Annotated in this window: 14 protein-coding genes; 10 read left to right on the plus strand and 4 right to left on the minus strand. The window is 70.3% G+C overall.

All coding sequences use genetic code 11. The annotated features are described in order from the left end of the window. Window positions 1–1,025, minus strand: a 1,025-nt coding sequence (locus tag CC117_RS15845) for a hypothetical protein (protein ID WP_241830140.1), incomplete at its 3' end; no start/stop codon positions are given. A gap of 774 nt (window positions 1,026–1,799) precedes the next feature. On the opposite strand from CC117_RS15845, the gene CC117_RS15850 reads away from it, so the two are divergent. Then, the gene (locus tag CC117_RS15850) at window positions 1,800–2,702 is read left to right on the plus strand and encodes a tyrosinase family protein (protein ID WP_071084884.1); all 903 of its coding nucleotides are present in this window, start codon (window positions 1,800–1,802) and stop codon (window positions 2,700–2,702) included. 12 nt (window positions 2,703–2,714) lie between these two features. Continuing rightward, entirely contained in the window at window positions 2,715–3,086 is a 372-nt protein-coding gene (locus CC117_RS15855; RefSeq protein WP_071084886.1) for a hypothetical protein, read from the plus strand. 221 nt (window positions 3,087–3,307) lie between these two features. On the opposite strand, the gene CC117_RS15860 is transcribed toward CC117_RS15855, so the two are convergent. Together CC117_RS15860 and rsmI are read right to left on the minus strand one after the other, a co-directional pair. Next, complete coding sequence (locus CC117_RS15860) at window positions 3,308–4,732, minus strand: right-handed parallel beta-helix repeat-containing protein (RefSeq protein WP_241830141.1); 1,425 nt, start codon at window positions 4,730–4,732, stop codon at window positions 3,308–3,310. 1,191 nt (window positions 4,733–5,923) lie between these two features. Continuing rightward, window positions 5,924–6,877, minus strand: a complete 954-nt coding sequence (gene rsmI, locus CC117_RS15865) for a 16S rRNA (cytidine(1402)-2'-O)-methyltransferase (RefSeq protein ID WP_071084890.1) — start codon at window positions 6,875–6,877, stop codon at window positions 5,924–5,926. A gap of 40 nt (window positions 6,878–6,917) precedes the next feature. Between rsmI and CC117_RS15870 the strand changes: the two genes are divergently transcribed. Both CC117_RS15870 and CC117_RS15875 read left to right on the plus strand, forming a co-directional pair. Beyond that, the gene (locus CC117_RS15870; protein WP_071084892.1) at window positions 6,918–8,555 is read left to right on the plus strand and encodes a dolichyl-phosphate-mannose--protein mannosyltransferase; all 1,638 of its coding nucleotides are present in this window, start codon (window positions 6,918–6,920) and stop codon (window positions 8,553–8,555) included. 470 nt (window positions 8,556–9,025) lie between these two features. Next, window positions 9,026–9,223, plus strand: a complete 198-nt coding sequence (locus CC117_RS15875) for a hypothetical protein (protein ID WP_071084894.1) — start codon at window positions 9,026–9,028, stop codon at window positions 9,221–9,223. Between the two features lie 167 nt (window positions 9,224–9,390). Here the strand turns inward: CC117_RS15875 and CC117_RS39070 are convergent, their stop codons facing one another. Continuing rightward, window positions 9,391–10,686: a hypothetical protein gene (locus CC117_RS39070; RefSeq protein ID WP_071084895.1), complete on the minus strand. Its 1,296-nt coding sequence runs from the start codon at window positions 10,684–10,686 to the stop codon at window positions 9,391–9,393. A gap of 402 nt (window positions 10,687–11,088) precedes the next feature. Between CC117_RS39070 and CC117_RS15885 the strand changes: the two genes are divergently transcribed. The 6 genes from CC117_RS15885 (at window position 11,089) to CC117_RS15910 (ending at window position 20,007) form a co-directional block, all read left to right on the plus strand. Continuing rightward, entirely contained in the window at window positions 11,089–12,873 is a 1,785-nt protein-coding gene (locus CC117_RS15885) for a glycoside hydrolase family 15 protein (RefSeq protein WP_071084896.1), read from the plus strand. Between the two features lie 161 nt (window positions 12,874–13,034). Continuing rightward, window positions 13,035–14,843 (plus strand): FAD/NAD(P)-binding protein, encoded by a 1,809-nt coding sequence (locus CC117_RS15890; RefSeq protein ID WP_084132203.1) that lies wholly within the window; start codon window positions 13,035–13,037, stop codon window positions 14,841–14,843. Window positions 14,844–14,870: 27 nt separating this feature from the next. After that, window positions 14,871–15,305 (plus strand): hypothetical protein, encoded by a 435-nt coding sequence (locus tag CC117_RS15895; protein ID WP_071084900.1) that lies wholly within the window; start codon window positions 14,871–14,873, stop codon window positions 15,303–15,305. A 267-nt stretch (window positions 15,306–15,572) separates the two neighbouring features. After that, complete coding sequence (locus CC117_RS15900) at window positions 15,573–17,054, plus strand: FHA domain-containing protein (RefSeq protein ID WP_071084902.1); 1,482 nt, start codon at window positions 15,573–15,575, stop codon at window positions 17,052–17,054. A 94-nt stretch (window positions 17,055–17,148) separates the two neighbouring features. Then, the gene (locus tag CC117_RS15905; RefSeq protein WP_071084904.1) at window positions 17,149–18,081 is read left to right on the plus strand and encodes a DUF305 domain-containing protein; all 933 of its coding nucleotides are present in this window, start codon (window positions 17,149–17,151) and stop codon (window positions 18,079–18,081) included. A gap of 264 nt (window positions 18,082–18,345) precedes the next feature. Beyond that, window positions 18,346–20,007 (plus strand): SulP family inorganic anion transporter, encoded by a 1,662-nt coding sequence (locus CC117_RS15910; protein ID WP_071084906.1) that lies wholly within the window; start codon window positions 18,346–18,348, stop codon window positions 20,005–20,007. Window positions 20,008–20,010 lie beyond the last annotated feature (3 nt).

The following is a 20,010-nucleotide window of genomic DNA, read 5'->3' on the forward strand; positions in this document are numbered from 1 at the left end:
TCACGGTTTGCCCGGCGAAGCTCCCTCAGGTTCACGACCGCCCAGTGCCGCGGACCCCGGCCGGCCAGGTCGATCTGCCTTACGACGTCGATGTCGAGGCCTGACGGGAAGCATGTGAACTCGTCGAGGACGCCAAGTGCCTCCAGACCAAGCATGGTCCGCAGGCACTTCTCGCACCGACCGCAGTTGTAGTCGCCGTCCGGATTCTCCCAGCAGACCCGAAGATTCTGCTGGACCATCGGATGCCGGGCGATGAAGGCGACCTTGTCATGGCGGGTGGCGTCACACCCGTGGTGTTCGATCGCGACCTGATCGCCGGACAGCAGCGGATCGGTCAGCGGATGGGAGGCAAGTGGCTGGAGCTCGTGATACGCCAGGGTCCCCGCGATCAGAGCCCGGTTGAAGCGCCGCGACAGCACGTGTGCCACCGTCGCCAGACCCGAGGAGACATAGGCCGGCCAGGTGACGTGCGGGTCCGACATCCTACGGAGATCCGTCTCAAGCTCGATGAGCTCCTTGCCGAGCCCGTTCATCGTCCGGCGCAGGCTGCCAGCGACGAGCGACCGGAGCGCCGTGTCGTCGACGCTCACATCGAACCCGTGGACATAGACCGCCGCGTCCACCCGGTCGATGTTGCGCAGGAGGGTGTAGAAGYTGTCGACGCCGCCGGAGAAGAAGCAGAAGGTTTCACTTCCCTCGGCCCGGGCCGGCTGCCGGGTAGCCGCGAGGACCTGCACCGGCTTCAGGCGGGGATACCACCGGGATATCAGTGCCTGATAGTCGTCGGCCCTGGCCGAAAGCACCCGACTGATCGGCTGCATGATTTCGAGAGGTTCTCCGCGGCTCATAGCGAGAGTCAGAGCCGCGGTCAGGCCGGCGTCCGCCGTCTCGGCGAGCTCCGCCTGCGAGGACCGAAAGTAAATGTCCTCCACCCCGCTCAGACCACGCGCGGCCAGGGAGACGAGGTCCCCCGACGATGACGACACAGTCACCTTCATGATCTTCCCCCCACGTGCGATCACCATAGTGCGGTCCCCTGACGACCGAGCCAAGCATAACGAGGCGGCGTCCCGACGCCTCCCCCATACCGGGATTGCCTCGGCGCCGGCCGCCGAGGCGGGAGTCGCTCGGCGGGGCCTCCAGCGCTGGTCACCGAAGCTTCGCGCCAGGCCTCCCGGCACCATCTGTGACCTGGCGGCGGGCGGAGGGGGCCRCATTCTCGTCCGACGGTTGCCATAAAGAAATCCGGTCGCCTGTCGCCCTCCCAGGAATGCCGTCCGCCTGCCGGGCACAAGCCGGGGTGCGGGACATTCCGGATGACGACCGGATGCCTGCGACAGCGCCCCAGACAGAAGTCTGCGTTGCCGGGTCCGAACGCCACGTGGTCGGCCCGGGCGTGGTCCCGACCTGGGCACGGACGGCCTGGCCGCCGCCCGCCGAATACCCGCAGCACCGCAGCAGCGCACCGCGACCGCAAAGCGGAATTGCACTCAGTTGATCACGGAAGGTGATGGGAACCTGCCGCTCAGCTCATGCCCCCACATGTGTTCTAACCCGTCCAGGTGTGTGCTTAAATCATGCCTGTTCTCAGGGGGAGGGAGCCCGCGACGTGGGGCCGCTGGCTACGACCAGCACCACACTCTGGCATGTCGCTGATTACAGAGCGTAACCAGACCGCGAATCGCAGGTTCTCGAGCCGGACGAACGCCGGGAACTCTGGGTGTCGCGTTGGCGACACCCGTCGACAGCAGTTGTGTCAACGCGTGGTTTCGCGTTGATGGGGGGAAGGCAAGGAACGCATGATTGTCCGTCGAAGTATTTATGACCTGAGCCTGTCCGAAGTGCAGGCGTTCACCAGCGCACTGAATACTGTGAAGCTGTCGGGCGCCTACGACGAGTTCGTGCGCCGGCACCACATCGCGATGATGACGCTCACGCCGACGACGCAAGGGATTCGGAACGCGGCCCACAAGGGTCCRTCCTTTCTCCCCTGGCACCGTCAGTCACTTCTCGAGTTCGAAGCGCTCGTGCACACGGTCCTCCCGGACTTCGGCATCCCCTACTGGCCCTGGGAGCTCGACGCCGCACTGCCCAACCCCAAGGTGGCGACGATCTGGACCGCGGCCTACTTCGGCGGGAACGGCGCGTCGAACCGGAGCTGGTACATCCAGGATGGGCCCTTCGTCAACTGGCAGGCCATCATTCYGGACAGTACGACCAACCAGCTCGTTCCGCGTTCGAGGGTCGGCCTCGTCCGCAAGTTCGCGAGCGACGCCGGTGCGTTGACTCTGCCGACACAGGCGGACGTGGTTGACTGCCTGACCGAACCTCAGTATGACGCGGCCCCGTGGTACGACTCACAGACCACGAACCCGAGTTTTCGCAACCGGATGGAGGGCTTCCTCCGCCACGGTAGCGAACCCGCAAACCAGGCACGGATGCACGGCAGGGTGCACCGCTGGATTGCTGGCGACATGGGGGCCAGCACGTCCCCGAATGACCCGATCTTCTGGCTGCACCACGCCAACATCGACCGCATCTGGTCGGTCTGGCAGGCGAACGGCCACGCCACGGACTACCTCCCGGTCTCGGGAGGGCCGTCCGGTCACAACCTGAACGACCCGATGGTGGGTCTCGCAACGTCGGGTGTGACGCCCGCGTCGGTGCTGGACATCGCTGCCCTCGACTACAGCTACGCATAGGGGGATAGAGACATGAGTGAGATGTCCCGCCGCCGGTTGCTGACCAGCACCGGAGTTGTAGGCCTGATGGCAGCGACCGGGTTCGTCGCCACGCAGCCCGCGACCGCGACAAGGGTCGATGCCGCTRTCACTGATCAGTTCGGCCGGTTCCGAGCCGGCCAGATCAAGGATCTCAAGGTCGGCGGACGGCTTGTGAGGATCGGTGAGAGTTCCTCCGACCTGGTCGTCACGGTGGACGGTCGCCAGCTCAACCACGTGCAGGTTCACCGGGAGTCCCCTCGCGGACGCTACCTGTCGCATCTGTTTCCTCACCACGAGTTCACCGATGCCCAGTCCCTGGTGAAGATGCTGATCGAGGGCGACAAGACGCTTTTCCTGCTCTGACTTTGCCGCGTAACCATCCTGCGACCGCAAAGCACCAGTACGTAACGTCAGTACGCACGACTGTGGGCTCCGGCTTGTACAAGCCGGAGCCCACAGTTCGTCCTGGCGAATGTCAATTTCTGCCGACCAGCGAGGCGGACGCCTAGACCGCCGCCTCGCGGCCAAGGATGGCCCTGGACAGCCAGTCTCGGCACCGACCAGGCGGCAGAAGTCGCATCACCTCACTTGCATGAGGGGTCCTCGTTGACGGGACGCCCTGTGTCGGCCCAGACATTCGAGTTGTCAAACTTCACCTGGGAGTTCTCCCGGAAGTACTTGATTCCCCAGATGCAGTTACGACCGAACCGGTTGTTCACAAAGGTGACGTCACCGGCGCCGTTCAGAGTGTAGCCGCCACCGTTGATGAAGTTGCCGTCGAACGTGACCTTCGCGATTGGGCCGAAGTTCTGGCCGAACATGTAGCCCGCGTTCATGGACTCGCCGGTCGACTCGTTGATGGGAATCAGGGTGTTCCGCCGCAGCACAATGTTACTGCCGCCGGTGGACTGYACCGCGTCATTGTGGCTTTCGCCGATCCGGGCAAGATGATGCACGTAGGAGTCCTCGATCAGAACGTTCTCGTTGACGTAGAAACCGTCAGCGCTGTTCGAGATGTTCACCCGTCGCGCAGTGAAGTTTCCGGGTGCCAGACCGGAGCCCGATCCGGCCTGTCCGTCGATGGTGACGTCCTCCACCACCAGGCCGCTACCCACGGTGTAGATCACCGGACTACCGCCGCCCCGGCAGGAGACCTTCGAGTTCCGGATCACGACGTTGTCCGCCTCCACGCGGATACAGCCTCGGACGTCCCGGTTCTCGATCACGGTTCCGGCCCGGGTGATCCGCTGGTCGCCGGAGAGCACGGTCAGGACCGTTCCCGGCCGGACACCGGTGTTCGATGCGTTGGGCATCCCGGCAGGAATCGGCGTGTAGCCATTCCCTGGCGCTGCTGTCGGCGGCGCCACGGTAGGCGGCGCTACTGTCGGCGGCGCCGGGCTCGGCGGTGAACCGGGGCCCTGCGTCGGTGGCGGGCTGGCGGGTGCCGTGGGCTGCTGGCCCCCCGGCTTCGCTATCAGGAGCGACGCGTCGTCAGCGTAGACGAACTTGCCTGCCGGCACGTTGTTCGYGATGACGGTGAAGTCCATCCGGTGGYCGGTGCCAGCCGCTTTCAGGGAGACCTCGATCCGCTGCCACCGCTGGTCGGTCAGCGTGATGTTTGTCCACGACCGCGCTGCCGTCCGCCGTCCGTCCATCTCGGTCAGCTTGAGCTGCACCCGAGTTCCCGGCGCACTTGTCTGTACCCAGATGTTGCCGATGTAGGTGAGTCCACGACCGGTCCAGGAAACTGCGTCCGGAGTGTCGGTCAAGGTAACTGTTGTCGCCCGGTCGATGGCAGTCAGCACCGCCGCGCCGGAACCGGTCCGCCCCGGAACCGTATGGGTGAGTCGGCCCATGGGAGCAGGGCTGGCCGACCATCCCGTGACGTCGTCGTCGAATCCCGGATTCCGGAGGAAGTTTATGCCGGTCTGGAACCTCGGCTCGGCGTCAGCGAGTTGAATGGTCCGTTCCTCGGCCTTGTCGTCTCCCAGGACGGACTGCAACACCACGCCGCCTGTTCCCGCGAGCAGTGCGGTGACCGCGAGGCAGGAAAAGAGAATCTTGCGCCGTGCCGACAGGATGGCACGGTCACGGGTACGGCGGTCGCGCCTCCGTACCCGTCTGCGGGGGGTACTAGAGCTCTCTTGCGGACCGTCCGACACTGCTTCTTCCTGGATGGCGCCCCGATGCATTTATAGCCAACTCCACAGTAGATGGACGACCGGATCCTCAGGCGACTGCYCGGACCGGTTGGCAAAATGTGCACCCCCCCGATGAGCTTTCCAGCCCCCCGGTTCTCCCGGAAGTGGCCGGACACGCGATCGTTATGCAATCAATACAGCCCTCCTGATCTTCGATCGCRGGAGTACGTTATGAAATCATGTGAGCCCCCGCCACTCATACACATCTCGACCCGCGGCCAGCCGATTCCGTTGCGGAGATCGCCGAACTCGTGGACAGGACCTCACAGCGTACCGTGGAATCGYGCACTGATCTACGGGCGACAGAACAGCTGGCGAGATCTTCGCACTCAGCCGGCAGTGTCACCGACCAGGTAGGTCGCACCGACCTCGGAAGGTGATGACGACGCCCGCCGTGTCGGCGTTCGATGAACAGACAGTGAGGAATTCGACGCCGAACCTGAGGCGAATCCAGTGCGAGGCGGAAGTTAAGGATCAGCTGACGCGGCGCACGACGATACGAAAGATTTAGCTGCTGACCCATCAGGTGATTCGCAATGCGTGGGTCGACAGGGCGCGATATCGAAGGGCGGCTCGTCAGTGTCTCCCCCCCGGTCGGGCTGTACGCATGTCAGACCGGGATTCCGCCTGACCACACCGTCTGGCGGCCAGCCCCAGCAGCACCGCTCTGTGGGCCGCGTCGCGCCATCCTCACCGCACCGCCGGCAGCATGCCATCGGCGATGACCATCACCGCCGCCCAGCGCCACACACGCCGAGTTACGGTCGCTCACCAAGCCAGCGAGGGTGGCGACACCAAAGATCAAGCGACCCTCAACGCTGGCAGCATGCCAGAGCGACAGTGAACTAGCGATCGGGTCTCAGGTTACCATACGCAGCGACTCGAACACCCCCGAGTTTCCCAATTCTCAAAGAGAATCCAAACGGGACGACACTCCCGCACACCCTGTCGACCAAGTAACGGAAAAATATTTACTTCTTTGTCGACCGTCAGTCATGTTCACTGATCGTGCGGGCCTGCGGAGCCACACTCTGCCGCCTGATCGTCGCGGGATACATCGGCGTAGCCCCCGGGTGCATCCGTGGCCTGATCGGCATCTCGTGCGGCGAGGACGGCAGCGTAGACCTGCCTGGGCGACAGGGAGTGCCGGCCGGCGACCGTTTTGCGGGCGTCCTTCGGCAACATGCCGCTCCCGGTGAGGGCCGCGACCTCCGCCGCAAGGTCCGCCGCGGCGCCGGCGCCGGCCGGGTCCTGACTGCCGGCCCGGCTCGGCCCGCCCTCGACCACCAGGGTGAACTCGCCGCGGATCTCCCGGCCGTCCGTCGCCCAGTCCACCAGGCCGGCCAGATCCGTCCGCACGATCTCCTCCCAGGTCTTGGTCAGCTCCCGGCACAGGGTCGCCCTCCGACCGCCGCCGAGGACGTCGGCCRCCTCGCGCAGCGCTGCCACCAGACGATGCGGGGACTCGAGGAACACCATGGTGCGGGGCTCGGCCGCCAGGCCGCGCAGTCGGGAGCGGCGCTCACCGCCCTTGCGGGGCAGGAACCCCTCGAAGGTCCATCGGTCCGAAGGGAGCCCGCTCACCGCGAGGGCCGCCGTCACCGCGGACGGGCCCGGCACGACCGTGACCGGCACGCCGGCCTGTGACGCCGCCGCGACCAGGCGGAAACCCGGGTCCGAGACCGCGGGCATGCCCGCGTCGGTGATCAGCGCGACGGTGGAGCCGGCGAGCAGCTGCTCGGTGAGCATCGCGGCGCGCGCGCCCTCGACCGCGTCGTAGCAGGAGACCACCCGGCCCCGGATCGTGATCCCGAGCGCATGGGCGAGCCGGCGCAGGCGCCGCGTGTCCTCGGCGGCGATGACGTCCGCGGTAGCGAGCACCTCGGCGAGCCGAGGGCTGGCGTCGCGTGGGTCACCGATCGGGGCACCGCACAGCACCAGGGTCCCGGACACCCGACCAGTCTGCCAGGGCCCAGGACCTACCCTGATCGGTGTGACGGCGACGACGGCGCATCTTTCCCGTTCCGAGACCGGACCGCCGGGTCCCGACGCGGACGTGGACGCGGGTGCAGACGCGCCGACTGCCGCCGTCCCGGCCGGCCGGGCGGAGCGGGAGCGGCAGGAACGGCGGGCGAAGCTGTGCCCGCCGATGCCGGGCGACCGGCTGGTCGGCTGGGTCGCCCCGGTGCTCGTCGCCGTCGCCGCCGGCGTCCTGCGCTTCTGGCGGCTCACCGAACCCCGCGGGCTTTACTTCGACGAGGTCTACTACGTCAAGGACGCCTGGGGTCTCATGACCGCCGGGTACGAGATCAACTCGAAGACCTGCGACGGGCCCGCGTACGTCGTCCACCCGCCGCTCGGCAAGTGGCTCATGGCCGCGTCGCAGTGGCTGTTCGGCTATGTCGACTGTGCGGGCACCGCACACGGCAGCCCCGAGCTGGGCTGGCGCTTCTCGTCCGCGCTCGCCGGCACGCTGGCCGTCCTGGTGCTCGCCCGGGCCGCGCGGCGGATCTTCCGCTCGACGCTGCTGGGATGCTTCGCCGGCCTCCTGCTGGCGCTGGACGGGCTGGCGTTCGTGCAGAGCCGGATCGGCATCCTCGACATCTTCCTGATGACGGGCATCGTCATCGCGCTGGCCTGCCTGGTGCTCGACCGCGACGACGGCCGCCGGCGGATGGCCGCCCGGCTCGACCGGATGGAGCCGGGCGCGGCCGGGTCCGCCGACGCACGATTCGGACCGAGGCTCGGCCCACGCCCGTGGCGGATCCTCATGGGGGTCGCGCTCGGCGCGTCCATGGGCGTGAAGTGGAGCGCGCTGTACACCGTGGTCGGCTTCGCGGCGCTGGCCCTGGCGTGGGACGTCGGTGCCCGCCGCACGGCAGGGGCGCCGTCCCCCTTCCTGGGGGCGCTGCGCCGTGATCTGCCCGGCTGGCTGGTGGGCTTCGTCGCCCTGCCCGTCGTGACGTTCCTCGCGACATGGACGGGCTGGTTCGTCACCGACGGCGGCTGGAACCGGGACGCGCACGGTGACGGCTTCGTCAATGCCTGGCACAGCTGGTGGGACTACCAGCGGCAGGTCCTGAAGTTCCACGAGGGGCTGTCCGACTCCCACCCGTTCCGCTCGACACCGATGAGCTGGCTGGTGCTCGGACGTCCGATCGCCTACTTCTACAGCTCGCCGGCGTTCGGCGCCGAGGGCTGTACGGCACCGGGTGGCTGCTCGCGGGAGGTCATCGCGCTGGGGAACCCGGCGATCTGGTGGGGCGGCACGGCGGCGCTGGTCGGCTCGCTGGTGCTGTGGGTGCGCCGCCGCGACTGGCGGGCGGCGCTGGTGCTCGTCGGGTTCGGCTCCGCGTTCCTGCCCTGGCTGTTGCTCCCGGGCCGGACGATGTTCTTCTTCTACGCGCTGCCGTCGCTGCCGTTCCTGGTACTGGGCCTGACGGCGATGGCGGGGCTGGCGCTGGGGCCGCGGGAGGCATCCGACGTCAGGCGGCTCACCGGCGCGCTGGCAGTCGGCGTGTACACGGTGGCTGTGGTCCTCCTGTTCGCCTATTTCTATCCGATTCTGGCCGCCGAAGTGATTCCGTACTCGTCCTGGCGGATGCGGATGTGGTTCCCAGGATGGATCTGACCGTTTTCGGCAGCTTGCTGCTCCCGAGCCGGCACGGACAGCTGCTCCCGGGTGCCGCGGGCGACGGTGCGACCGCCGCAGTGCCGCCGGGAGCGGAAACAGGACGCAGGATGCCCCTCAAAGAAGACCACGGTCGTGTCCCATGTCACCTTTGCCGAAAACTCCCCTGAATGCCGGCGACGCCACGAGATGGGACCATCACCGAGAGATGACCTCGGTCAGGCGAGGTCGGCACGGGGGAGACGTTTTCGACCATGGCAAGTCACCGAAAGTCCACAACGCCGACGGCTACCAGCATCGCCACATCCCCGAACGAGGGGGGTCACGCACGCGCCGACAAGCCGATCGGGGATCGTGGATCGGTCACCACGTCCCTTGGCCGCGGGGATGAGGCGGTCCTCAAGGGCCTCCTCGGCACGATCGGCCACCGGCCACGGGTGTCCGGGGGACCTGAAATGGGAGGAAAGAGCATGGCGGATGTGTCGGTACGCTTCGCGATGACCGATGACAGCGAGATCGTCCTCAATCTCTCGCTCACCCAGGCAATCCGGCTCACCGAAGCCATCGCGTCGAAGGTCAGCCAGGCCATGACCGAGCAGCCGCGCGCGGGCATGAACGGCAACGCCTACAGCCCGGGGGTGCGTCCGGGGCCGTACTCGACTTCCTGAGCGCGCGCGGCCCCGCCCTCGGGGGCCCTGAGTCCGCGGCGGTCCGGGTCCCCGCCCCTCCCGTCGGTTGACGGCCAGCGGCGCCGCGGCTCTCTCACCACCGGATCAGGCGCACCGGGCCGACGCGGTCCCCCGGCTCGCGATCGGTGCGCCGGGTTGTCTCCGGGTCATCTCCGGGGCCGTGCCTGCGGCCCGGAACCGGGCAGCGGGCCCGTCCCGGGGTTCGCGGTCGCCCTGCCCGGCGGGCCGGCCACCATGTCCTCGATATCCATGTCCGGACGTCCGACGAACACGTCAGGGCGCCCGCCCGGGTCCGGGTGGACCTGCGGGCCCGTGGCCGCGCCGTCACCGGGTCCGCCGACCATCACGTCGGGGCGAAGCACCGCGGCCGCAGGCCGCTGCCCGCCCTCGGGACGCTGCCCACCCTCAGGGCTCTGCCCACCCTCGGGACGCTGGCCGCCCTGAGCGCGCCGCGTCATCCCGTTCGGCTGCGCGGGCTCAGCCGGCAGGTATCCGCCGACCACGACCTCGCCCCCCGCGGGGGCGGACCCGCCCGCGGCAGGTCGGGCCGGTTCCCCCGGCCCCGGGATCCGGGGACGGAAGCCCGGCGGGACGGCGTCAGGACGTCCCACGCTCACCCCCGACCGGGGCACACCGACGCCCGGTCGAGGCGCGTTCCCGCTCTGACCGCCCGGCGCAGCGCCCGGGCGCCCGACCGCCGCCGCTGGACGCCCGGCGTTCGGGTTCCGAGCACGCTCCCCGCTCGTGTCGGCGGGCGCGGGGACCGGGGGTGGAGAGACAGCGGGTGGGGAGACGGGGGATGCGGGGGCAAGGGGCGCGGTCCCGGTCGGCGTGACGGCGGGCATCGGTCYGGCGGACCCGGTGCCGGCGGCTGTCCTTCCGGTGGGCGCGACGCCGGTGCCGGTCATCTCGGCGATCAGAGCGTTGAGCAGGCCGAGGTCCCTGCGCCGCTGCTCGGCCGCCGAAGCGGCGTCGGTGTGGCCCGGCGTCAGCGCGGCGCGCACCCGGCCGAGCCCGGCACGCAGCGCGATGACGGCCTCGGGGGGCAGCAGGTCCTCCTGCAGCACCAACACCACCTGCCCGCCGTGGTCCACCACGTCGCAGGGCTGGTTCATCGGCATCGTGACCACGCGGATGCCCACGGGAGCCTCCTGGTCGTAGACCAGGCAGAGCTTGTCCTCCGCCAGCACCTCCGCGGAGCCGTCGTCCCACAGCACCGTCGCGCGGGCGCACCCGGAGGTGGCAGCGGGGGTGGCGTCCACCCGCACGCCGCCGGACGAAGGCTGCATCTCCTCCCACGACAGCGGGTGCACGGACAGCACCGTCCCACGCCTGGACCACACACCGCCGCCGAGGTCATCCACCGGAAAGACCCTGTCGCCGCGGGCGAACATGACAAGGCCGGCTCGGCCGTCCGCGATGGCCGGCCACTGCTTCGTCATATCGTGATCGTAGGGTGCCTGCCCGGACGCCGGACACCCAAGACCCCGGGCCCGTGCGGGACCACCCGCGCGGTCCATGGTCGCCGCGGTCGCCCCCGAAGGCGACCCGACTGTCAGAACTGGCGGTTCATCTCGCCGGAACCGGTCCCCGCCCGCCCGGCCGGGGCAGGCCGTCGCCACCCCGATCGGGTGGTCGGGGGCACCTTCGGCGGTGCTCTCCGGCCCGCCGGAGAGGCCGGTCCGCCCGTCGGGGCGGGGTACCTTCGGCTAACCACGCCGACGTGGGCGCAGTGACCACCCGGTGGAAGACGCACGGAACCTTCAAGGACCTGCCGCTTCCCAGGACTTGCCGCACAGCCCGTCTCTCCGGCTCGTCCGGACATCCCACGCGCGGAGAACTGCATGCCCGGATCCGACTACCCGCCGATCGAGGAGCACGGGGTCATCGGTGATCTCCGCACCGTGGCCCTGGTGGCCACGGACGGAACGATCGACTGGTACTGCCCGCAGCGCTTCGACGGCGCGTCCGTCTTCGCGAGCCTGCTGGACGCTGACCGCGGCGGCTCCTTCCGGATCCACTGCGGCGAGTCGAAGGCCAAGCAGCTCTACCTGCCCGACTCGAACATCCTGATGACCAGGTTCCTCACTCCGTCCGCGGTGGGCGAGGTCGTGGACTTCATGGTCCCGGTCGACAACGACCGCACCGAGACGCCGCACGTGATCGTCCGGCAGGCCCGCGCCGTGCGCGGCACGGCCGGGTTCCAGCTGCGCTGCGACCCCCGTTTCGACTATGGACGGGCGTCCCACACGGTGACTCTGGTGCCGGGGTCGGGGGCGGTCTTCGAGTCGGCGTCCGGCCGCCTCGTCCTGCGCACGGCGCTGCCGCTGCGGGTGGTGGGAACAGCGGTCGCCTGYGACTTCGAGCTGGCGACGGGCGAGACGTCCGACATCGTGCTGGAGTGGGACTCCGAGATCCGGCCGCTGCAGACCGGGGAGGCGGACACCCTGTTCGCCCGGACCCTCGGGTACTGGCAGACCTGGCTGCGCTCCGCGCGGTACCAGGGCCGCTGGCGGGAGATGGTCCTCCGCTCGGCCCTGGTCCTGAAGCTGCTCGTATACCGCCCGACCGGGGCACTCATCGCCGCCCCCACGACCTCCCTGCCGGAGGAGCTCGGCGGAGTGCGCAACTGGGACTACCGCTACACCTGGATCCGGGACGCCGCCTTCACCACCTACGCGCTCATGGCACTCGGCTTCACCGACGAGGCCGCGGCGTTCATGGACTGGCTGGAGCAGCGGTGCAAGGAGGCACCCCCCGATCAGGGCCTGCGTGTGCTTTACAGCGTGGACGGCAACGCCGACCTGGACGAGATCGTGCTCGAGCACCTCGCGGGCTACCGCGGGTCGAAGCCCGTCCGGATCRGCAACGGCGCCGCCGACCAGCTCCAGCTCGACATCTACGGCGAGCTGATGGACTCGGTCTACCTCTACAACAAGCAGGTCCCGATCTCGTTCCAGCTCTGGGAGGCGCTCGGRCGCCAGCTCGACTGGCTGGCGCAGCACTGGGAGCAGCCCGACGAGGGCATCTGGGAGACCCGCGGYRGGCGGYAGCGGTTCACCTACTCGGCGGTGATGACCTGGGTCGCGTTCGAGCGGGCCTGCCGGATCTCCCGCCAGCGCGGTCTTCCCGGGCCCACCAACGACTGGAAGGACCACGCCGGCCGGGCCTACCGGTTCGTCCAGAACGAGGCGTGGAATCCCCAGCTCGGGGCGTACATGGAGTTCCCGGGCTCGCCGCGGCTGGACGCGTCGCTGCTCTGCATGCCGCTGGTGAAGTTCTCAGGCCCGACCGACCCCCGCTTCCTGTCGACCCTGGACCGGGTCGGCACGGACCTGGTCAGCGACAGCCTGGTGCGCCGGTACGCCGCCGACGGCAGCGACGGGCTGACCGGGGACGAGGGCACCTTCAACCTCTGCTCGTTCTGGTACGTCGAGGCGCTGACCCGGGCCGGGCGTACGGCCGAGGCCCGGCTGGTGTTCGAGAAGATGCTCACCTACGCCAACCACGTGGGGCTCTACGCGGAGGAGATCGGCCCGTCGGGTGAGGCCCTGGGCAACTTCCCGCAGGCGTTCACCCACCTGGCCCTGATCAGCGCGGCGATCCACCTGGACCGGGCGCTCCCCTGACGACGGTGCCCGGTGCCCGGTTCCCGTCGCGGCACCGGGCCGGCCGGGTCCTGTCTTGCCACGGACATCCGGCCCGGACGGGGGGTCTACCGACCTATCCTGGCAACCCGGCCAGGGAAGACGGCGTCAGGCCGGCAGGTCGGATCTAGGAGGCACCGGCGGTGATCGGCGCGCAGTCACCCCGCGACCGGCAGCCCCGCCCCGGCGGCCGCCCCGACGGGCACCCCACCGCACGTCCTGACGACCAGCCCGACGACCCCGCCGACGGGCCGACCACGTTCCTCGCGGGCCCGGTGGCCCCGCCACCGYAGCCGGCACCGCCCACACCCTCGCGACCGCCCGCACCGCCCGCTCGGCCCGGACCACCGCCACCAGCACCGGCCGGACCGCCCGTACCGCCCGGCCGGACCAGGTCTCCGGCCCCCGCGCAGGCCAGCCACCCAGCCCCGGTGCGCGGGGACCTCACCCCCGCGCTGGTGGAGACGTCGGTCTGGACGGACGGCATGCTGGCCCAGGCGGGCATCCCCGTCCACGACACGCCCCTGGTCACGGTGGGCGGCGGCATCGGCTCGTTCGTCCTGGTCGACTACCTGCGCATCGCGGGGGCGCCGACCTCGGCCATCCGGGTGCTTTCCAACATCGAGACGCCGTGGCAGACCTACCGGTACCTGACCCGGGTCTCCCAGATCCCCGACCACGAGCGGATCCGGTCCGATTCGGGGTCGACGCCGGACAACATCTGGGCGTTCCCGTCCTACGCCGTCCGGGAGGCGTTCGCCGCCCGCGGCCTGCGCGGTTTCGTGGAGCCGCTGTTCCGGGTCGCCACCGAGCCGCTGCTGTCGGACTACTTCACCCCGCGGATCGGGGCGGTCCTCGACAGCATGGCCCGGGAGGCGGCGCGGATCTCCTACCCGCAGATGCTGGTCCCCGGCCAGGTGCGGATGGTCCGCCGCCGCGCCGGCGGCGGCTACTTCACGGTCATCACTCCCCCGAGCGGGCGGTCCGAGACCCGACGGGTGGCGTTCCGCAGCCGGCACGTCCACCTCGGGGTCGGTTACCCGGGCCTGAAGTTCCTCCCGGACYTGCAGGAGTACCGGTCGCGATACGGGGACGTCCGCCGGGTCGTCAACGCCTACGAGCCGCACGAGCACGTCTATGACGAGCTGATCCGCCACCCGGCGACGGTGGTGGTGCGCGGCGCGGGCATCGTCGCCTCGCGGATCCTCGACCGACTTATCACCGACCGTGACCGGCATGGCGCCCGGACGCACATCGTGCACCTGTTCCGCACCTACGTGCGCGGGTCCCACGGGCCGAGCGTGTTCATGCGCCGCCGCGGTGGCGACGGCTGGGCCTACCAGGGGTTCAACTATCCGAAGTCGGTGTGGGGCGGCCAGCTCAAGGCCCGCATGCGCGCGCTCGAGGGCGAGGAGCGCAGGGCGCTCTACGAGACGATCGGCGGGACGAACACCCCCCGGCGGCGCAAATGGCAGGAGCAGCTCGCCCGCGGCCGGCACGAGGGCTGGTACGCGACCAGGGTCGGCGAGGTGGAGCGGCTCACCCCCGGACCGGGCGGGACGGTGGTCACCCGGGTCCGCACCGCCGACGGCATGCTCGAGGTCCCCGCGGCCTACGTCATCGACGCGACCGGGCTGGTGGCGGACATCCGCGAGCACCGGGTCCTCGCCGACCTCCTCGACCACTCCGGTGCCGGTCACAATCCGCTCGGCCGCCTCGACGTGGAGCGCACCTTCGAGGTCCGCGGCACGCGCAGCGGTTCGGGGCGGCTCTACGCGTCGGGCGCGGCGACCCTCGGCGGGTACTTCCCCGGGGTGGACACCTTCCTGGGGYTGCAGATCGCCGCCCAGGAAATCTGTGACGACCTGGCTTCGCAGGGATTCGTACCCCGGTTGGGGGTGGCCCGTTCGGTGTCGCAATGGGTGCGTTGGATGCGCAACCAACCGGTCTGACGCCRTACCGATCGGAGAATGTGAACGATGGTGCCGACACTGGCCGGACGACTTCAGACCAGGCTGTTCCTGCTGGCCACCGTCGGCACTCTTCTGACGGTGCTGATCACCCCCGTGCTGCCCACCGACGCACCGCTCGGCGCGGCCTGCCGGGCGAGCTTCGGGGTGCTGTTCACGGTCGCAGTGATCGGGCTGGGCTGGGAGCTCGCTTATCACGGCCTGCAGCAGTTCCGCTGGGAGAAGGACTGGCCGATGCTGTTCGGCCTRCTCACCGCGCTCAACGAAGGGCTGCTGGTCTGGCTCGCGGTGCGGGCCGGCGCGGTGCCGGGGGCGGACGGGCTGGCCGGCGCCGCCTTCCTGGTCCACTTCGCGGTCGTCTGGCTGGGCGTGTGGCTGACCGCGAACGGCCCCATGCGCGTCCCGTTCCTGCGGTGGCGCTTCCGCGGCGGGCGGCTCATCTGAACGCCCCCGGGCCAGCGCCCGGCGGGGCGGCGGTGTCCGGCCGCGCACTGCCCGGTCTGACGATCACGCCAGGCCGCGTCCGCGCGGGTGATACCACGGGAGAGAAGGCGGCCGCACGGACACCCCGACCGGAGGTGAACATCGGACATATCGGCTTACCGTGGCGATCCGCCCGGCAGGATAAGTACGGTACGGCGCGCGGGGGTGCCGCTAGTCTGAAGATCGGTACCGTTTGCACGACGCGGAGAAGCGGCGAAGGGCGAGGCAATGGCGGGACTGGACCGTTTCCGGGTCGTGGTCGGCACCGGGCACGGCGGGCAGGCAGGTGTGGTCGTCAGGCGGCCCGGTGTGCTGGTCGTCGCCTCCGTGAGCCGGCCGGAGACCATTGAGACCACGAAACGGCTGCTCGCGCTGTGTGCCGAGGTCACCAGCGAGGCGGGCAGCCCGGCCACCACTGGTTCCCGCCTCGTCCGCCGCGTGGCCGGCCTCCTCGTCGATGCCGAGGCCGAGCGGGTCCCCGACTTCGGCCTGCTGACAACTGTCAACGACCGGATCGCCGCGCTGGTCCACGGCGCGATGGACGTCGTCACCGGCGGCCCCACGCCAGTGTCCCTCTCCGGGGTGGACTCCGCGACCTGGGTGGACCGGCTGCTGCCACTCGAGACCACCAGGGTCGACATCGGGCCGACCGAGGCGATGCCCGGCCTGTTGCATGCGGGCCTCGCCGGGCTCACCGGCCTGCGCGGGCTCGACGACCTCGGCTTCCCGCTGGACCTGCGGGTCGGCGCCGTGCCGGGCACCGCTGCGAGCCTGATCGTGGACGACGACGCTGCCGTCGCGGCCGCGTCCCTCGGCTCCGGCGACGCGTTCCTCTCCGGGTTCGAGCCGCCGCGCGAGCCGATGACGGAGGCCGCGCCCATCCCCACTCCGGGCCGGCGGATGCCCGATCAGCTGTCCACCGCCCCGCCGGCGCTCACCCCGCTGCTCAGCAAGGACGACGAGGCGCACCGCCGGCTCGCGGCCGCTGCCGAGCCGACCCAGGCCGCCGACTTCGACGAGCTGGACGAGGACCCCCCCACCACGCTCGCCGCGCGCGAGCTGGCCGCCCGCAGCCAGGGCCACGACGGGCACGGTGCGGAGCACCTGCACGACGACCTCCACGACGATCTGGACGACGACCAGGACGCGCTCACCCAGCTGCCCGGCGACCCGACCTTCACGGTGTCGGACCTCATCGAGGACGACGACGCCGAGACGATGCTGCCGAACGCGGCGCAGCCGCAGGTCGAGGGCATCATGTGTGCCAACGGCCACTTCAACCACCCGCAGGCGCCGTACTGCGCGGAGTGCGGGATCTCCCTGGCCCAGCAGACGAACCGGACCGTGCTCGGCCCGCGGCCGCCGATCGGCGTGCTGGTGTTCGACGACGGCCAGACCGTCAACGTCGACATGGATCTGGTCATCGGCCGCCAGCCCGACCGGGACGAGGCGGTCCGCGCCGGCAACGCCCGCCCGCTGCCCGTGGAGGACGGCGAGAGCGCGGTGTCCCGCGTCCACGCGGTGATCACCCTGAACGGGTGGGACGCGGTGATCACCGACCGCGGGTCGGCCAACGGGACGTACATCGCCCCGCCGGAGGCGACCGTGTGGACGCCACTGAGCCCGCACCAGCCCGCGCCGCTGGTACCCGGTACCCGGGTGCAGGTCGGCAAGCGCACGTTCGTCTTCAACTCCCACATCCAGGTCTGACCACTCGCCGGACGGAACCCGGGGCCGGGTGGCCCGGCGCTCCCGGGCAGTTCGCCCCTGACCGGGCGCCGCCGGTGGGTCAGACTGGACGGTGATGAGCCGATCCGACGACGATCAGGGCGTGTCCGCCATGCCGCGTGAGCACCAGACCACCAGGGACGTGACGACGCCCGAGGAGACCGCGCCCGAGGAGACGACGCTCGCGGAGGCGACACTCGCGGAGGCGACACTCGCGGAGGCGACGGCGCCCGAGGAGACGACGCCCGAGGCCGCTTCGGGCGCGGCGCCGGCCGAGCGTTCCCCCGCCTGGGTGCGGCTCTGGTGGACGCCGCTCGTGCTGTTCGCCGTGGTCGGGCTCCTCGCCGCGGGCGCCGGGCTGCGCGGGCTGCTCGACCGCCCACCGGCTGACAGCTCGGTGGACGTCGGGTTCGCCCGGGACATGTCCGAGCACCACTCGCAGGCCGTCCAGATGGCCATGGTCGAGTTCAGCCGGGGCGATGACGCCGTCATCCGCAGCGTCGCCCAGGACATCGCGCTCGGCCAGCAGCAGGAGATCGGCGTCATGTACACCTGGCTGGCCGGCTGGGGCCGGCCGCCGACCTCCGCCCGTACACCGATGGCGTGGATGACCGACCCGAATGACCCGGCCGGTCAGGGCGGCGGCCACCCCGGTCACGGGGAGATGCCCGGCATGGAGGGGAACTCGCCGGCCGGGAGCGCCTCCGGCGGGGGCGCCGCTGCCGGGGGCGCGGCCGCCGAGGAGACAGCAGCAGTGCGGATGCCAGGCATGGCCTCCGAGGCGGAGCTGGCTCAGCTGGCCGCGGCCAGCGGGCGTGACCTGGACGTCCTGTTCCTGACCCTGATGATCCGTCACCACCGCGGCGGGGTCGAGATGGCCCAGCACGCCTCGCTGCACGCCGCCGACGACCGGGTGCGCGCGCTGGCTCGGGCGATGGTGGTCAACCAGGCCAAGGAGATCACCACCATGCAGGCCGACCTTGAGCGGCTCGGAGCGCCGCGGGCGTGAGCAGAGGGCCCGTAGATCCGGTTCGAGGGGCTTTGTATCGTCATATCTGACCTACCGGAAGAGTAGGGGATGTCCTCCGCCGTGCGGCCGGGGCACCGTCGCCCGGCCACCGGGCCACCCGGGCCCATGCGGCCGGAGGTGGTCCGCGCCGGGGCCGTGTGCCGGCCCGTCCAGGCGGGAGCCCCGACAACCCGACCGGTTCATCCCGGATGGTGTCTCGACCGCACCACCACCTCGCGCCTGTGAGAGTTCAGCGTGCCTGAAATGTCCCTGGGCCAGCCCGGGCCCGCCGCCGCCCGCACCCGCCCGCTTCTCGTGCGGGTGCGGGCGAGGCTGCCCAGGCTGGCCGGGGCGGCCCGGCCAGCCTGGCCAGGGCTGCGCACGGTCCGGGTCGAGCTGCTGGCCGGCCTGGTCACCGCACTGGCGCTGATCCCGGAGACCATCTCGTTCTCGGTCGTCGCCGGGGTGGACCCGAAGGTCGGCCTGTTCGCCTCCTTCACGATCTCGGTCGTGATCGCCGTCGCCGGCGGCAGGCCCGCGATGATCTCGGCCGCGGCCGGGTCGATGGCCCTGGTCGCGGCCCCGCTGGTGCGGGAGCACGGCCTGGACTACCTGCTCGCGACCACCGTCGGCGTCGGCGTGACGATGTTCGTCCTCGGTCAGCTCGGCGTGGCGCGGCTGATGCGGTTCGTCCCCCGGACGGTGATGATCGGCTTCGTCAACGCGCTGGCGATCCTGATCTTCACGGCGCAGATGCCGCACGTGATCGGTGAGTCCCCCGCGGTCTACATCCTGGTCGGAGCAGGCCTGGCCGTCCTGCTCACCGTCCCGCGGATCACCCGGGCCGTGCCGCCGCCGCTGGTCGCGGTGGCGCTGCTGACGCTGACCGCCGTCACGTTCGACCTCTCGGTGCCGACGGTCGGGGACGAGGGAAGCCTGCCCAGCTCCCTGCCCGTACCCGGGCTCCCCTCGGTACCGATGACCTGGGAGACCCTGCGGATCATCGCGCCGTACGTCGTCACCCTCACCGCGGTCGGCCTGCTGGAGACGCTGCTCACCGCGCAGATCGTCGACCGGATGACGGACACGTCCCACGACGCCAACCGGGAGGCGTGGGGGCTGGGGCTCGCCAACATCGTCAACGGGTTCCTCGGCGGCATGGCGGGCTGCGCCATGATCGGCCAGACGATCGTCAACGTGTCCTCGGGCGGCCGGACCAGGCTGTCGACCTTCGCCGCGGGCGGGTTCCTGCTTCTCCTTGTGGTCCCGCTGCGCGAGGCGGTCGGCGTGATCCCGATGTCGGCTCTCGTCGCCGTGATGATCCTGGTCTCGGTGATGACCTTCGAGTGGCGCAGCATCGCGCCGCGCACGTTGCGGCGGATGCCCCGCTCGGAGACGCTCGTGATGGTCGTGACCGTGGGGGTGGTCGTGCCGACCCACAACCTCGCCTACGGGGTGCTCGTCGGGGTGGTGCTGTCAGCTCTGCTGTTCACCCGGCGGGTCGCCCATCTCACCAAGGTGACCAGCGTTCTCGACCCGGAGGGCGGCGAGCGGATCTACGCCGTGAGCGGCCCGGTGTTCTTCGCCTCCAGCAACGACCTGGTCAACGCGTTCGACTACGCCCACGACCCGCCGCGAGTCGTCGTCGACCTGTCCGAGGCGCAACTGCTGGACTCCGCCGGCGTCGCCGCGCTCGAGGACGTGCAGCACAAGTTCCGCGAACGCGGGATCACGGTCCGGTTCGCCGGGGCGGCCGGTAACACCGCGGCGATGCTGTCACGCTGCTCGGCGCCGGAGGAGCCCGCCGTCGGCTCGACGGCGGAACCGGAGCCGGAGGAGCCGGCTGTCAGCCCGCCGCCGCCACCGAGGGCAGACGTCCCCGGGTCGGACGCGGAGGCCGAGCCGCCCAGCGCGCCCCGCGGGTAGCAC

It is taken from the genome of Parafrankia colletiae (assembly GCF_001854655.1).
GTDB lineage: Bacteria > Actinomycetota > Actinomycetes > Frankiales > Frankiaceae > Parafrankia > Parafrankia colletiae.

Excerpts from the sequence above, each read along its gene's own strand:
- CC117_RS15875 (WP_071084894.1), top strand. The coding sequence starts at position 9,026 with ATGGCGGATGTGTCGGTACGCTTCGCGATGACCGATGACAGCGAGATC.
- CC117_RS15900 (WP_071084902.1), top strand. The coding sequence starts at position 15,573 with ATGGCGGGACTGGACCGTTTCCGGGTCGTGGTCGGCACCGGGCACGGC.
- CC117_RS15905 (WP_071084904.1), top strand. The coding sequence starts at position 17,149 with ATGAGCCGATCCGACGACGATCAGGGCGTGTCCGCCATGCCGCGTGAG.
- CC117_RS15910 (WP_071084906.1), top strand. The coding sequence starts at position 18,346 with ATGTCCCTGGGCCAGCCCGGGCCCGCCGCCGCCCGCACCCGCCCGCTT.